This is a genomic window from Nocardioides sp. JQ2195, from assembly GCF_012272695.1.
In the GTDB taxonomy this organism is placed as follows: domain Bacteria; phylum Actinomycetota; class Actinomycetes; order Propionibacteriales; family Nocardioidaceae; genus Nocardioides.
Window position 1 is genome coordinate 316500 of sequence record NZ_CP050902.1, and the last position, 15092, is coordinate 331591.

General features: G+C 71.6%; 8 protein-coding genes. All 8 read left to right on the forward strand.

Translation table 11 applies throughout. From position 1 onward, the window contains the following. Positions 1 to 60 precede the first annotated feature (60 nt). The 8 genes from ncot_RS01455 (at position 61) to ncot_RS01490 (ending at position 15027) form a co-directional block, all read left to right on the forward strand. Positions 61 to 699 (forward strand): RNA methyltransferase, encoded by a 639-nt coding sequence (locus ncot_RS01455; protein WP_168619108.1) that lies wholly within the window; start codon positions 61 to 63, stop codon positions 697 to 699. 209 nt (positions 700 to 908) lie between these two features. Then, a complete protein-coding gene (locus ncot_RS01460) occupies positions 909 to 7085 on the forward strand; it encodes an Ig-like domain-containing protein (protein ID WP_240938211.1) in 6177 nt (2058 codons plus the stop codon). 26 nt (positions 7086 to 7111) lie between these two features. Next, positions 7112 to 8086, forward strand: a complete 975-nt coding sequence (locus ncot_RS01465) for a MoxR family ATPase (RefSeq protein ID WP_168616006.1) — start codon at positions 7112 to 7114, stop codon at positions 8084 to 8086. Positions 8087 to 8137: 51 nt separating this feature from the next. Continuing rightward, the gene (locus ncot_RS01470) at positions 8138 to 9247 is read left to right on the forward strand and encodes a DUF58 domain-containing protein (RefSeq protein ID WP_168616007.1); all 1110 of its coding nucleotides are present in this window, start codon (positions 8138 to 8140) and stop codon (positions 9245 to 9247) included. Next, positions 9244 to 11589, forward strand: a complete 2346-nt coding sequence (locus ncot_RS01475; protein ID WP_168616008.1) for a transglutaminase-like domain-containing protein — start codon at positions 9244 to 9246, stop codon at positions 11587 to 11589. The genes ncot_RS01470 and ncot_RS01475 overlap by 4 nt, the downstream gene beginning before the upstream one ends. Then, the gene (locus ncot_RS01480; protein ID WP_168616009.1) at positions 11586 to 12455 is read left to right on the forward strand and encodes a protein phosphatase 2C domain-containing protein; all 870 of its coding nucleotides are present in this window, start codon (positions 11586 to 11588) and stop codon (positions 12453 to 12455) included. Before ncot_RS01475 ends, ncot_RS01480 begins: the two co-directional genes overlap by 4 nt. Further along, complete coding sequence (locus tag ncot_RS01485; protein WP_168616010.1) at positions 12452 to 13513, forward strand: FHA domain-containing protein; 1062 nt, start codon at positions 12452 to 12454, stop codon at positions 13511 to 13513. Before ncot_RS01480 ends, ncot_RS01485 begins: the two co-directional genes overlap by 4 nt. Continuing rightward, positions 13510 to 15027, forward strand: a complete 1518-nt coding sequence (locus ncot_RS01490; RefSeq protein WP_168616011.1) for a serine/threonine-protein kinase — start codon at positions 13510 to 13512, stop codon at positions 15025 to 15027. Before ncot_RS01485 ends, ncot_RS01490 begins: the two co-directional genes overlap by 4 nt. Positions 15028 to 15092 lie beyond the last annotated feature (65 nt).

Consider the following 15092-nt stretch of genomic DNA (forward strand, 5'->3'; position numbering starts at 1 on the left):
CGCCTTGTGGATGATGCGAAACCCGTCGACGACGGCGGATCCCGGGCGCCGTACGACCCGATGCCGCACGGACCCGAGGAGGTGGGGCTCGGGCCGTGGGAGGGTGCGTGGCCCGTGGGTGAGCAGTACGACGAACAGCTGCTCGCGCAGGGCGATCGCCGCAACGTCGTGGACCGCTACCGCTACTGGACGATGGAGGCGATCGTCGCGGACCTCGACGAGCGACGACACGGCTTCCACGTGGCGATCGAGAACTGGCAGCACGACTTCAACATCGGCACGATCGTGCGCACCGCGAATGCCTTCCTCGCCGCGGAGGTGCACATCGTGGGCAGGAAGCGGTGGAACCGTCGCGGCGCGATGGTGACCGATCGCTATCAGCACATCCGCCACCACGACACTGCCGAGGACCTCGCGGCGTACCTCCACGAGAAGTCGGTGCGGTTGCTCGGCATCGACAACCTGCCCGGCTCGGCGCACCTCGAGACGATGCAGCTGCCCCGCTCGGTGTGCTTCCTGTTCGGTCAGGAGGGGCCCGGCCTCTCCCCGGGCGCCCGTGACGCCGTGGACGGCACCTTCTCGATCGCACAGTTCGGCTCGACCCGGTCGATCAACGCCTCCGCGGCCGCGGCGATCGCGATGCACACCTGGGTGCGGGAGTACGCCGACCTGTCGGGGGATGACGCCTGGCGTGGCTGAGCCGGCTGTGCCGAACTCAGGAATTTGATCTAGCCTGTCCCGGTATTGGCGAATTTCGGGAGGGGCCACCATCGGTCCCCGGCGTCAACTGGGGGTTGAGCAGCGTGGTGGGGGCAACGGGGGCGATGCAGCGCTTACGTGCTCTCTGGCCGTCTCTCTGGCCGTCCCAGCGAAGCCGCACCCTGGTCGCGTTCTCGTCCTTGACGATCGTGCTGACCACGCTGGCCCTGTTCCACGACGGCACGGAGGTCGCTGACCTCGAGCTCAACGACGGTGGCGTGTGGGTGACCAACGAGAACCTGAACGGGCTCCAGGTCGCGGCCCACCTGAACTACCCGTCGCGACAGCTCGACGCCAACACGGCCTCGATCCCCGGCGCCGGCTTCGACCTGTCCCAGGAGGCCAACTCGGTGGTGCTCGCCACGGGGGCCACCCAGCTCCGTGCCGTCGACACGGCCACGTGGCAGGCCGACCCCACGCCGGCAACCCTGCCCGCCAGTGCGCACTCCAGCCAGGGCAGCGACGTCGTGGCCATCGCCGACCCCAATGCGGGCAAGGTGTGGGCAGTCTCGGCCACCGAGGTGGCCGGCTTCGATCCCGAGTCCGTCGAGCCGGTGATGGAGAACGCCCGAGGTGTCCGCGTGGTCACCGGCAAGGACGACGTGATCCACACCGTCCGACCCGACGGCGAGCTGCGCGACCTGCGTCGGGACTCCGACTCCTGGGTGGTCGAGGACGTCGGGTCCGTGCCCGGAATCTCCGACCTTGAGCTCCAGGACCTCCAGCTCAGCGCGGTCGGCGGGACCGGGGTCGTGCTCAACCCCGACGCCGGGTGGCTTGCCTGGCCGGGGGAGAGGGTCGACCTCGACGATGCCTCGACGCTGCGCCTCCAGCAGCCCGGCGACGACACCGGTCGGATCGCCCTCGGCGGCCCCTCCGGGCTGGTCCAGGTCTCGCTCGAGGACGACTCGGTGGAGACCCTTCCGGCTCCCGACGGCGGTACGCCGATCCCTCCGGTCACCGTGGGCGCGTGCGTGTACGCCGCGTGGACCGGCACCGGCGCCTACCTGCGGGACTGCACGTCCGGCGCCGATGACGTCGACGTCGCGACGTACCCGCAGCTGCGCACCAGCCGGGAGCTGGTGTTCCGCACCAACCGCGACGTGGTCGTGCTCAACGACCCGACCAACGGCGACGTCTTCCTGGTCAACGAGAACATGCAGGAGATCTCCGACTGGCAGACCGTGCTGGCCAACCTCAACCAGGACGAGAACGACAAGCAGGACAAGACCATCGCCGTCTCCGAGCGCTCGGAGAAGAACACGCCGCCGGAGCCACGCGACGACGAGTTCGGCGTACGCCCCGGACAGTCGGTCACCCTGCCGGTCCTGGGCAACGACCGTGACGCCGACGGCGACATCCTCGTCGCCGACCTCGACGAGCGCCAGGTCGCCGGGGTCGGCACCCTCGAGCCGGTCCGTGACGGCCGGGCGGTCCGGATCAGCGTCGATGCCGATGCGTCGCCAGGCCGTGTCGCCGACTTCACCTACACCGCGAACGACGGCCGCGAGAACGGCACCGCGGATGCGTCGGTGGCGCTCACCGTGCGCGGCGAGGCCCAGAACGCCCACCCCGAGCTCCTCGTCGCGGAGCGACCCAGCCAGCTGAAGATCCGTTCCCGCGGATCGGGCGAGCACCACATCCTGCAGGAGTGGGTCGACCCGGACGGTGACCCGTTCTGGGTCTCGAAGGTCGAGTTCCCCGAGGGGCTCTCGGGCACCTACCGCCCCGACGGCCTGATCAAGGTCCGTGACGACGGACGCTCCGGTCTTCCGCGCGAAAGGGTCGTCGAGGTCACCCTCACCGACGGGAGGCTCAACGGCAGCCACACCGTCGACCTCACGGTCACCGTCCTGCCGGTCGACGGCAGGGCCAAGCCGATCGCCAACGCCGACTACGTGACGACGCTGGCGACCGGCGACTCCGCTGGCTCGGCCGAGGGGAGCTCGGTGACGGTGCGGCCCCTGGCCAACGACGTCGACCCCAACGGCGACGAGCTCTTCTTCTCGCTCTCCGGGCGTACGCCGGAAGGCCTGCGGGTCGAGCAGGGGGAGGACGACAGCCTGACGATCACCGGCACGGACCCGGGCAGCACCGCCTACCTCGAGTACACCGTCACCGACGGTCGGGAGAGCGCGACCAGCGTCGTCCGGGTGGACACGATCGCGCCCGAGGTGGCCCAGCCGGTGCCCGACGACGACCTGGCCGTGCTGCCACCCGGCGGAGAGGCGCTGGTCGACGTGCTCTCCAACGACACCGACCCGCTCGGCGGCGTCCTGGTCGTCGAGTCCGTCAACGTGGGCCAGTCCACCGAGGTCACCGCCGAGGTGGTCGACCACGAGTCGATCAAGCTCTCCGACGTGAGCCTGAAGGAGGGCCAACCGGTCACCATCACCTACGACGTCGGCAACGGCTCCATGAGCGGCACCGGCACCGTGACCGTCGTGCTCGACCCGGCGCGCACCCCCGAGGCACCGGTCGCGGCCGACGACGCGGCGGTCGTGCGCAGCGGTGACGTCGTGACCGCGAACGTGCTGGACAACGACCTGTCACCGACGGACCTGCCGCTGACCGTCCTGCCGCTCGCCGACGACGCGATCACCTCCGGCGCCGACCTCGGCCAGGCCTGGGTCTCGGAGAACAAGGTCCGGTTCCGGGCCACGGGCGAGTCCGGCACGGCCCGGGTGCAGTACACCGTCCGCGACACCGAGCAACGCACGCACAGTGCCACCGTCGAGGTCACCATCACGCCCACCAGCGGCGCCAACGCGGCCCCGCGTCCCGAGCCGATGACCGGACGACTGGTGCAGGGCGGGGACGTGGTGCTCCCGGTGCCCCTCGAAGGCGTCGATCCTGACGGTGACTCGGTCTCCCTGGTCGGGCTCGACATCGAGAATGCGCCCGGCAAGGGAAGTGTCAGCTTCGACGGGAGCTCGATCACCTACACCGCGGCCGCAGGTGAGCAGAACCGCGGGACCGACACCTTCGCCTATGTCGTCGAGGACGAGTTCGGGCTCCGGAGCACGGGCGAGGTGCGCATCGGCATTGCCGCCGCGCCCGTCAACAACCTCCCGCCGATCGCGATCACCGACGAGCGCGACGTGCGTCCCGGCCGCGGACTCACCGTCCCGGTGACCGTCAACGACATCGATCCCGAGGGCGGCGCGCTGACCATCCTCGACGACGTCGAGCAGGTGGACGGCCCGTCGGCACCGGCCGAGGTGGTCGACGGCCGGGTGCGGCTGACGACGCCCGACGACGAGGCCACCCTCACCTATCGCTACCGGATCAGGGACGACCTCGGTGCGGAGAGCACGTCGGACCTGGTCGTCAAGGTGCGCAAGGACGCCCCGGCACTCCCGCCGATCGCGCGCGACGACCGCATCCCGGTCGCGAACATCATCGGCAGGTCGAAGGTGACCGCCGACGTGCTGGCCAACGACGAGGACCCCGACGGCTCCATCACCGAGCTCGCCCCGCAGGTTGCGGCCGGGCTGCGCGAGGACGGCGTCGAGGTGGCCGGCGGACAGCTGACGATTCCGGTCCGCCCGGAGCGGCAGCTCATCGTCTACCGACTCGTCGACCCGGACGGTGAGGTCGGCACGGCCGTCGTCGTGGTGCCGGGCAGCGACAGCGAGGCAGCCAAGCGTCCGGCGCTCAGGCCCGGGGTCGAGCTCCCGATCCCGATCGACGCCGGCGCCACCGGGGAGATCGACCTCGACGACTACGTCGTCGTCCGCGACGGGCGCTCGCCGTCCCTGCCGTTCACCGAGAGCATCGTCCCGGGGCCGGGCCACGACGGATCCAAGCTCAAGGCCGACGACTCCGTGATCGCCTTCGGCGCCCGCAAGGGCTTCCACGGAGACACCTCGGTCTCGGCCGTGGTATCCGACGCAAACGGGTCGGACGACGCCTCGGCGCTGACGAGCACGCTGACCCTGCCGGTCTTCGTGAACGCGGACGGCAACACCCGACCCGAGCTCCGGGTCCCCGCGATCACGGTGGCACCGGGTGAGCCGTGGTCCGGCGACCTCGACCTGATGGCCACCGACCCGGACCCGGGTGACCAGGGGAACCTGGCGTTCAGCACCGCCAAGGTCGACCCCGGCCTCGACGTGCGCGTCGACGACGGGTCCGAGCAGGTCACGGTCCAGCCCGATGGTGGGACCAGGCCCGGCCAGTACCAGTTCGACCTGGTGGTCAGCGACGGACGCACCGCCGCCGTCAGCCGAACCGCCAACGTCACCGTGGTGGAGTCCACCCGTGACCCGCTCACGGTGCGTGACGCGCAGCTGACGGCGGACTCCGGTGAACCGATCACGATCGACCTCGCCGACTACGTGACCAACAACCCGTTCGAGGCAGAGGGCGACCCGGTCGAGCTGGTCAGCGGCCCGACCGTGGTCGCCGGCCAGACCGACGCCGTCGACTCGAGTGGGCTCGAGGTGACCGTCACCCCTGCGCGTGACTTCCACGGCACCGTGCTGATGACCTACGTCCTCGGCGATGCCACCGGCCTGGCCGAGCGCGAGGTGCAGGGCAGGATCACGCTCGACGTCCGCGGACTGCCGTCGGCGCCGACCACGATCACTGCGGACGCCGGCAACGGACAGGTCGAGGTCGACTGGAGCGGTGCCGCGCCGAACGGCGCACCGATGACCGGCTACCGCCTGACGTGGAAGAGCACCGGCGGCGACAGCGGGCAGGCACGGATCAACGGCCCCCAGACCACGCACACCGTCACCGGGTTGACCAACGGCGACGCCCACCAGTTCCAGGTCCACGCCATCAACGAGGTCGGTGAGTCGCCCTCGGCATCACCGTGGTCACGCACGGTGACGCCCGACTACGTGCCGGCCACCCCGGCGAACCTCGCGGTCTCCTTCGACGACCAGCAGCTGCACACCTCGTGGTCGATGCCCACCTACGAGGGCAGCGCCGTGAAGCGCTTCGAGGTGTCCTACAACGGGCGCATCATCGATGCCGGCACCGATCTGGTCGAGACGTTGGCCGGGCTCACCAACGGGACGTCGTACCGGATCAAGGTGCGCGCGATCAACGACGCCGAGGCCGATCCGCACGGCACCCCCGGCGCCAGCGGCTGGTCTGCCGAGGTCACCGAGCACCCGAACGCAGAGCCCACGGTGAGCGCGGTGTCGATCGTCGCCGACGCCCCCGACGACGACCCGTCGGCGGAGATCTCGTGGACGCCCCAGGCCAACGGGCACCCGGTTGCCGACTTCCAGGTCCGTCGGGTGGGTGGCAAGGTCGTCGCCTGTGCGGGCCCGTCCACCGGCAACGGATGCCGGGTGAGCCTGGCCGGCGGCGGCCGGGACCAGCAGTTCCAGGTGCGCCTGCTGAACCGCGCCAACCCCGACCGCAAGCTCGGCATCGACGGCTGGGGCGAATGGTCGGAGGCGACCACGCGCGTGACCGGAGCCACCACCCCCGACGCCGTGCAGGACCTCCAGGCCCGCCCGACCGGCACCTCCGGCCAGGCGAAGGTGAGCTTCAGCTACTCCACGGCCAACATGAACAACGCAGACTCGGTCGAGTTCTACAGCAGCGAGACCGGCACCACCCCGATCGCGCGTGGGCCCGGGGCGCACTCGTTCACCGTCTCGGGGCTGGCCAACGGCACCGGGAACACGATCGAGGTGTGGGCCCGGGGCTCTGCCAACACGACGGCCGGCGGCGGCTCCGCGGACAGCGCACGACGCGAGGACTCGGTCAACACCTTCGGTCCGTGCACGGTCGACGTCTCGAACGCACGATCCGGCTACCGCAGTGTCACCTTCGACTGGCGGGTCACCTCGAACGGCCGGACCTGCGCCTGGAGCGGAACCGGCGGATTCCCCAGTGGGTCGGGCGGCAGCAGGTCGGGGTCGCACAAGGTGACCACCAGTGGCGACGGGCAGTCGGCGACGCTGACCGTCAACGTCACCACCCGGACCGGGTCGGGCGACCCGTCCGTCCCGGGTCGCAGCGACTCGGCCAGCGGGACGTCCTACCGACTCCGCTCGACCTTCTACAACGCCGGGACCGCCCCGGCTCCCAGCGGCAACTGCCTGGTCGACTGCTACTGGATCGGCGTCGAGGCCTTCGAGGCCGAGCCCGGCTCGACCGTGTGGTGCCCGATCACCTACGAGGGCCAGCACGACAACGGAGTGACGCACTGGCACGAGAGCGCGGGCGTGGCTGACTCGTCCGGGCACCTCAAGAGCCGGCTCAAGGGACGCAACGGGCTCGACGGCGCCCCGGCGAACCTGGAGTTCAACGGCCCCGGGGAGCAACCGCCCAACATCTGCCGGCAGAACCGGCCCTGACCCACCCGACCTCGAGGAGCTCGACCATGCCCATGACCGCCGAGAACGCGGACTGGTTCCAGCAGACCTTCACCCAGCTGACCGACAACATCGGCCGGGCACTGCTGGGCAAGACCGAGGTGATCCGGTTGGCGCTGGTGACGATGCTGGCCGAGGGGCACCTGTTGCTGGAGGACGCGCCGGGAACCGGCAAGACGGCCCTCGCCCGCGCGATCGCGGCCACCGTGCAGGGGAGCAACAGCCGGATCCAGTTCACCCCCGACCTGCTCCCGTCCGACATCACCGGCGTGACGATGTATGACCAGCGGACCAGCACCTGGGAGTTCCACAAGGGGCCCGTCTTCGCCTCGATCGTGCTGGCGGACGAGATCAACCGCGCCTCCCCCAAGACCCAGTCGGCGCTGCTCGAGGTGATGGAGGAGGGCCGGATCACCGTGGACGGGGTACGCCACGACGTGGGCCGTCCCTTCATGGTGGTCGCCACGCAGAACCCGGTGGAGCAGGCCGGGACCTACCGGCTGCCCGAGGCGCAGCTCGACCGCTTCCTGATGAAGACGTCCGTGGGCTACCCGGACCGTGAGGCCGCGCGCGAGATCCTCAGCGGATCGGCCCACCCCGACCGCACCCAGGCCCTGTCACCCGTCATCTCGGCCGAGGCGGTCGCGCAGATGATCGACCTGGTCCGCGAGAACCACGTCGACCACTCGATCATCGACTACGTCCACTCGCTCACCGAGGCGACCCGTGACGACCGCGACACCGCCCTGGGTGTCTCGACCCGCGGCGCCATCGCCCTGGTCCGTGCCGTGCGGGTCTTCGCGGCAGCGCACGGTCGCAACTACGCCACCCCCGACGACGTCAAGGCGTTGATCGGCCCGGTCTGGTGCCACCGACTGATCCTCACCCCCGAAGCCGACTTCGCCGGCACCACGCCGGAGGCGGTCATCGGACGCGCCCTCGCGACCGTCCCCGCGCCGCAACTGCGCGGGGTGGGTGCCTGACCCGTGCTGGCATCGGCCAGCCGGTGGGTCTCGCCAGCAGGTTGGGTCGCCGTGGTCGGCGCTGTTCTCGGCGTGGTCCTGGGCCTCCCGCAGGGGTGGATGGAGCTGCGGGTGCTCGGGCTGGTCTGCCTGGCCCTGTTGGCGTTCGCGCTGGCGTGGGTGCTGGGCCGAACGATCTACGAGGTGGAGTTCGACCTGCACCGCCAGCGCGTCGTCGCGGGGGAGACCGCGAGCGGCCGGGTGCTGATCCGCAACCGCGGACGCCGGGCGCTCTTCCCGACCCGCATCGAGCTCAACGTGGGCCGCGGCCGGGCCCACTTCATGCTGCCCAGCCTGGCCACCGGCGACGAGCACGAGCAGCTCTTCGACGTGCCGACCCGGCGCCGTGGCGTGATCACCATCGGCCCGGTGGCCTCCGTGCGGACCGACCCGTTGGGGCTGCTCGGGCGCACGCAGCGTTGGGCCGACTCGGTGGACCTCTACGTCCACCCGGTCACGGTCGCACTGCTCAACGACAGCACGGGATTCATCCGTGACATCGAGGGCGTGACCACGCAGGAGCTGTCGTCCAGTGACGTCTCGTTCCATGCCCTGCGGGAGTACCAACCCGGTGACGACCGTCGGGCGATCCACTGGCGCACCACGGCCCGTGTCGGTCGTCTCATGGTGCGCCAGTTCGAGGAGACCCGCCGGGCCCACCTGTTGGTGGTGCTGCCCACCCACCCCGACGACTACGGGAGCGAGGCCGACCTGGAGGCGGCCATCTCGGTGGCTGCCTCACTGGGCCGTCACGCGTTCTCGCTCGAGAGGCAGGTCAGCATCCACACCTCCAGCGGGCTGGTCCCGACCGCGAGCGGTCCCCTGATGCTCGACCGGCTGGCCGAGCTCGAGCCGGCCACGCAGCAGGTCTCCCTGCGTGACCTGGCCGCCAAGGCGATCCGCGCGGTGCCGCAGGCCTCGGTGGTCACCCTGCTCGCCGGTGGCCCGGCCGAGCCTCTCGACCTGCGCGCGGCGCACAAGGCGTTGCCCCTGTCGGTGTCGTCGTTCGCGGTGCGCTGCGCCGGCGGGACGGAGCCGACCCAGCGCCGCATCGGTGACCTCACGCTGCTCGACGTACCCGACGTGCAGGCGTTGCCCCGAGCGATCAGGAGCCTGCGATGAGCAGCACCTCCACCGGCTCCCGGTCCCGGTCCGTCTTCACGGGTGGGACCGTGCGCCGCGTCGCCCCGTGGAAGCTGCCGGCGGTACGCCGTGCCGCCGGCGACGTCGCTGCCACCACGCTCCTGCTGTCCCTCGGCGCGATCGGGTTCGGTCCGGTGTTCGGCGGCGCGGTGGGCCTCGTCGCTGCCGGTGGCGGCGTCGTCCTCGGCGTCGGCATCGGCGTCCTCGGTGCGTGGCGGCGCTGGAGCCGCCTGGGCACGTTGCTGGCCACCATGCTCGGCTACCTGCTCCTCGGGGGCCCGTTCGCGCTGCCCTCGACGACCGTCGCCGGGTTCCTCCCGACCGGGGAGACGATCCGGCGCCTGACCCTGTTGTCGTGGCAGGCCTGGCGGGACCTGCTGACCGTCGGGCTCCCGGCCGGCCAGTTCGACGGCCCGGCAGTCGCGCCGTTCCTGGGCGCGCTGGTCACCGCCACGGTGGCCACGAGCTCAGTGCTCCGTCTGCGTGCACTGCGGTGGGTCGTCCTGGGTGGCCTGCTCGCGCCACTGGTCCTCTTGGTCGTGGGCATCCTGTGGGGATCCCACGACGCACCCTTCGGCGCGCTCCGGGGTGCGCTGTTCGCGGCCGTCGCCCTGGTCTGGGCGTCGTGGCGCACCCGACGCGGTGACCTGCGCGGTCACGCCATCTTCAGCCGCTCGGGCCCCACGGCCCGCACTCCCCGCATCCGCCAGGCAGTGATCGGCGCGGTCGCACTCGCCGCGGCCGGCGGGTTGGCGGTCACCGGCCTTGCGCTGCTGGCCCCGCACCCGGACCGCACCGTGCTCCGGGACCACGTCGTGCCGCCACTCGAGCTGCGTGACTACGCCAGCCCGCTCACGCTGTTCCGGCACCTGTCGGCGACCCTGGAGAAGGAGACCCTCTTCACCGTGGAGGGGTTGCCGGAAGGTGGCCGGATCCGGCTGGCGACGATGGACCTCTACGACGGCAACGTCTACAGCGTGTCCGAGGGCTCGGCCCAGTTCGTCCACGCGGGGCAGGAGATCCTGCCCTCCGAGTTCTCCGGGAGCGAGACCCCGGTCGACGAGCTGACCTTCCGGATCGTGGGCTACTCCGGGGTGTGGGTCCCCGGAGGAGGTGACCTGCGTGGCGTCACCTTCGCCGGCGACGACGAGGAAGGCCTCGCTGCCGGCCTGTTCTTCAACCCCGCTACGGGCACGGCCCTGACCACGGCCGGGGTCGGTGAGGGCACGACGTACACCGTCGACGTGGCTCGCCCGAGCCTCAGCGCGGCCGAGAGCAAGGAACTTCCGGCGGACCTCGAGCCCGACCGGTCCTTCCGGATGCCGGAGAACACGGCGCGGGTCGATGCGGTGTCCAACAAGGTCGCCGAGTTCGTCGGCGACGCGGTCACACCGATGGAGCAGCTGCGGCAGATCGAGAGCAGGTTCCGCCAGGACGGCTTCTTCGCCAACGGCACCGACGAGGGAGTTCCGTCGTACGCCGGGCACACGGTCACGCGGATCAGCCAGCTCCTGGAGAGCCAGAGCCAGCAGATGATCGGCGACGACGAGCAGTACGCCGTCGCGTTCGCCCTGATGGCGCGCGACCTGGATCTGCCGGCGCGCGTGGTGATGGGGTTCCACCCCGACACCGGGACGAGCGGGAGCGCGCCCCTGGCGATCACGGGAGACGACGCGCACGTGTGGGTCGAGGTCCTGTTCGGCGACGCCGGGTGGGTGACGTTCGACCCGACGCCGCCGGAGGACCAGACCCCCGAGGTGAACACGCCGGAGCCCAACCCCCGCAACGAGCCCCAGGTGCTGCCCCCTCCGGAGGTCCCCGAGGAACGTGAGCCACGCGAGCCACCGCCCGCCGACTCCGACGTCGATCGTCGCGACGACGACGACTCCACGGTCGCCGTGGTGCTGAGGTGGGTGGCCATCGGCACCGGCGTCCTGCTCCTGCTCCTGGCCCCCTTCCTGGTGGTGGCCGCGCTGAAGTCCCGGCGCCGCCAGCGTCGTCGCAACGCCCCGCGCCTGGCCGACCGGATCAGCGGCGGCTGGTCCGAGATCATCGACCTCGGGGCCGACGTCGGCCTCTCCGTGCCGCGCCAGGCGACTCGCACCGAAGCGGCGATGATCCTCGGCGACCGCATCCCGACGTCGTCCGGGACCACCATGGCCCATCGGGTGGACGGCCACGTCTTCGGTGTCACCGACCCCACGAGCAGCGACGTGGACGCCGTCTGGGAAGCCGTCGACGGACTGCGCGAGGAGCTCCACGAGGGGTCCGGCCCGTGGCAACGGCTACGCGCCCGTTTCTCGATACGGTCACTGCGATGAATCCACGATTGCGCGGAACGGTCTTCGAGGTGGGGGCCGGCGCGGCCACCCACCCCGGGCTGGTGCGCGCGGAGAACCAGGACGCCTGGCTGATCCGGGCACCCGTGTTCCTGGTCGCCGACGGGATGGGCGGCCACGAGTCCGGCCGGGTCGCGGCCGACCTGGTGGTCGAAGCCTTCGGTTCGGCGCCGTGGGAGCACTGGGCCACCGCCGAGCACGTCACCTCGGCGGCTGCCCACGCGGGCACCGTGGTCGACGGCCTGGCTGCTGTGCGCCCGGGGGCACCCGGGTCCACCCTGTCCGGCGCGGCGCTGACGGTGCACGAGGGAGCGCCGACGTGGCTGGTCTTCAACATCGGCGACTCGCGCACCTACCTCCTGCGTGACGAGGTGCTCGACCAGGTCACCGTCGACCACTCGGAGCACCAGGACCTCCTCGACCGCGGGCTGAGCGTCGCCGAGGCCGACGCCCGCACCACCAGGAACGTGATCACCCGGGCCATCGGGGGTGGCGTGGCCGGGAGCCGTGACCCGGACCGGTGGCTGGTCCCGGCCCGGGTCGACGACCGCGTGCTGATCTGCTCCGACGGGCTCACCGGAGAGCTCAGCGATCCGCTGATCGCCGCGCTGCTGATGGCCCACCCCGATCCTTCCGAGGCGGCCGCCGAGCTGGTCGCCGCGGCGGTTCGCTCCGGCGGGCGAGACAACGTCACAGCCGTGGTCGTCGATGCCCAGGTGGTGCGCGGCGTCGGGCACCCCGACCTCAGCGAGCCCGACGACACCCTCGAGACGTTCGAGCACGACCCCCTCGGCGACGAGACCCGGCCCAGCCTGACGCAGCAGGGCGTGAGCGGGGTGATGGGGTGAGCGCACACTGGACCCCGGGGGAGCAGCACGGCCTGGCCTGGCCGTTCGGCGTGGCGCTGCTCGACGGCGCGGTGGACCTCGAGACCGCCAATCGTCTGTGGCAGCGCGTCCGCGACGTCCGGGAGCTCGGCGACTTCCTGACCGGTCTGTCCGAGGCCCTCGGCACCGGGTTGCTCGACCTGCCCGAGTTCACGGTGGCGGTCGGCGCCCCCGGTGGCAGCCTCCACCTCGCAGCGCGGGGGCGGTTCGTGGCCACCGCGACGGCACCGGGCGAGCCGGTGGCGGCCTGCGGCAACGGCGTGCTGACCTGGGCGGAGAGACGGGTCCGCCAGGCGGCCGGGGTGGTCCTCACCCGTGACGGCGATGCCTCCCCGACCGTGCCCGGACGGATGCTGGACGCCGGGGTCGTGCCCGCGTCGGCGATGCGGTGGGCTGCCGACGGTGCCGCGGTGCCCTCGCCGGCGGGGCGACCCGGCGCCGGTTTCATCTCGGCGGCCCCGGGCTCGCCGGGCTTCGTGCGATCGGCGCCGTCGGTCGAGCACGACGGCCACACGGTGGCCCGGGTGCCGGGAAGTGCCTCGTCCCCGCCGCTGGTCGCGCCCGGGCACACCAGGGACCTGCTTGCCGTCCGGTGCCCCGCGGGCCATGCCAACCCACCGCAACGGCCGACCTGCCGGGTGTGCGCGGCCACCCTGTCCGCGGCCCCGGTCCGAGTGCCGCGACCGGTGATGGGGCGGGTGATCGCGACCTCCGGGGAGAGCCTGGACCTGACCGGCCCGGTGGTGGTCGGCCGGGCTCCCCGGGCCAGCAGGTTCACGGGGAGCGAGGAGCCGCGGCTGATGCGACTCCCGCACTCACACATCTCCTCGAGCCACCTGGCGCTGCACATCGAGGACTGGAACGTGTTGGTCGTGGACCTCGGATCGACCAACGGCACCTTCCTGCGCCGCAGCGGGCAACGACTGATCCGTCTCTCCGACACGTCCCAGATCCTCGTGCCCGGGGACGTCGTCGACCTGGGACACGGCGTACGACTGCGATTCGAGGAGTTGCCATGAGCGGCCCACACGTCGCCCCGCCCCAGCTGCCGGGCTTCGAGTACGTCGAGCTGCTGGGCGGCGGGGGCTTCTCGGACGTCTTCAAGTACGAACAGCTCGGGCTCGGACGGCTGGTGGCCGTCAAGGTCCTGCTCACCGACATCGACGCCGACGTGCACGCCTCCTTCGCGGCCGAGGCGAGCGTGATGGCGCAGCTGTCCAACCACCCTTCGATCGTCAGCATCTACCAGGCCGCGATCACTCCGGACGGTCGGCCGTACCTGGTGATGGAGTTCTGCCCACCGCCGCACCTCCTGGTCCGGCTGCGCAAGCGGCCGCTGAGTGTCGCCAAGGCCCTCGACGTGGTCGTGCAGCTGTGCGGCGCCGTCGAGACCGCGCACCGGTTGGGCATCCTGCACCGGGACATCAAGCCGGCCAACATCCTGTTCACCGAGTTCGGCCGCGCGGCACTGACCGACTTCGGCATCTCGGTCAACACCAGCAGCGCCGGCGCCGGCCAGGGCATCGGGGTGTCGGTGCCCTGGGCGCCTCCGGAGCAGCTCACCGCCGGGGCGCCCATGGGCGCCAGCAGCGACGTCTACTCGCTGGCCGCGACCTTGTGGGCCGCCCTGGTGGGCCACTCGCCGTTCTACGCTCCCGGCGGCGCCAACGACTCCGTCTCCCTGGGTGCCCGCGTCAAGGGCATGCCGGTGCCCCCGACGGGCCGTCGCGACGTTCCGGAGTCCCTCGAGCGGGCACTGCGGACGGCGATGGCGAAGTCGCCGCACGAGCGCTTCGACACGGCGCTGTCCTTCGCCCGTGCCCTGCAGGGGATCCAGGCCGAGCTGCACCAGCCGGTGACCACGGTCGACGTGCTGGACGAGCACGTCGCGGACGTGGTGGCTGAGGAGGGAGTCGGCGGCACCAGGGTGAGCGGCTTCGTGTCGATCGACCCGGACGTGCCGTCCACCTCGCCGTCCGGATCGACCTCGCCGACCGTCCATCCGGGGTGGGGTGCGCCACCGGTGGGCCAGTCGCCGCGGGGGGACGACGCGACTCGTCTGCGGGCGCGAAGCGCCGGGGGGAGATCGTCAGCTGCGCCGGGGGCCGGCTCGCACAGGGCACCGCTGGTCGTGGCGGGGCTCCTCGTGGTGCTGGCCGTCGTGGCCGGTGCGATCTGGCTCGGCACCCGGGCCCCGGGGGGCACCGAGCAGGAGGAGGCGCCCGTGACGAAGCCCGAGGCGGTCGACCCGATCGGCCCGGCCGGGCCGCTCACGCCCACGTCGGTGTCGGTCTCGGTGCGTGGTCCGGACCAGCTCAGGGTGGCGTGGAAGAACCCGGATCCCCAGCCGGGCGACACCTACTCACTGCACCTGCAGGCCGATCCCTCGGCACTCTCGCTGGATCCGGCGCACGCGATCGAGACCGATCGGACCACCCTCGTCGTGCGCTCCGGGGGCGAGCGCTGCGTCACCGTTCGGACGGTGCGGGGCAGCCACGTCTCCGAACCCGTGCTGAAGTGTGACTTGGGCTGACCCCGATCGAGCGCCATGGCCTAGGGTGGGCGCCGACCGCTGCCTGTCCGCAAGAGGAGATTTCG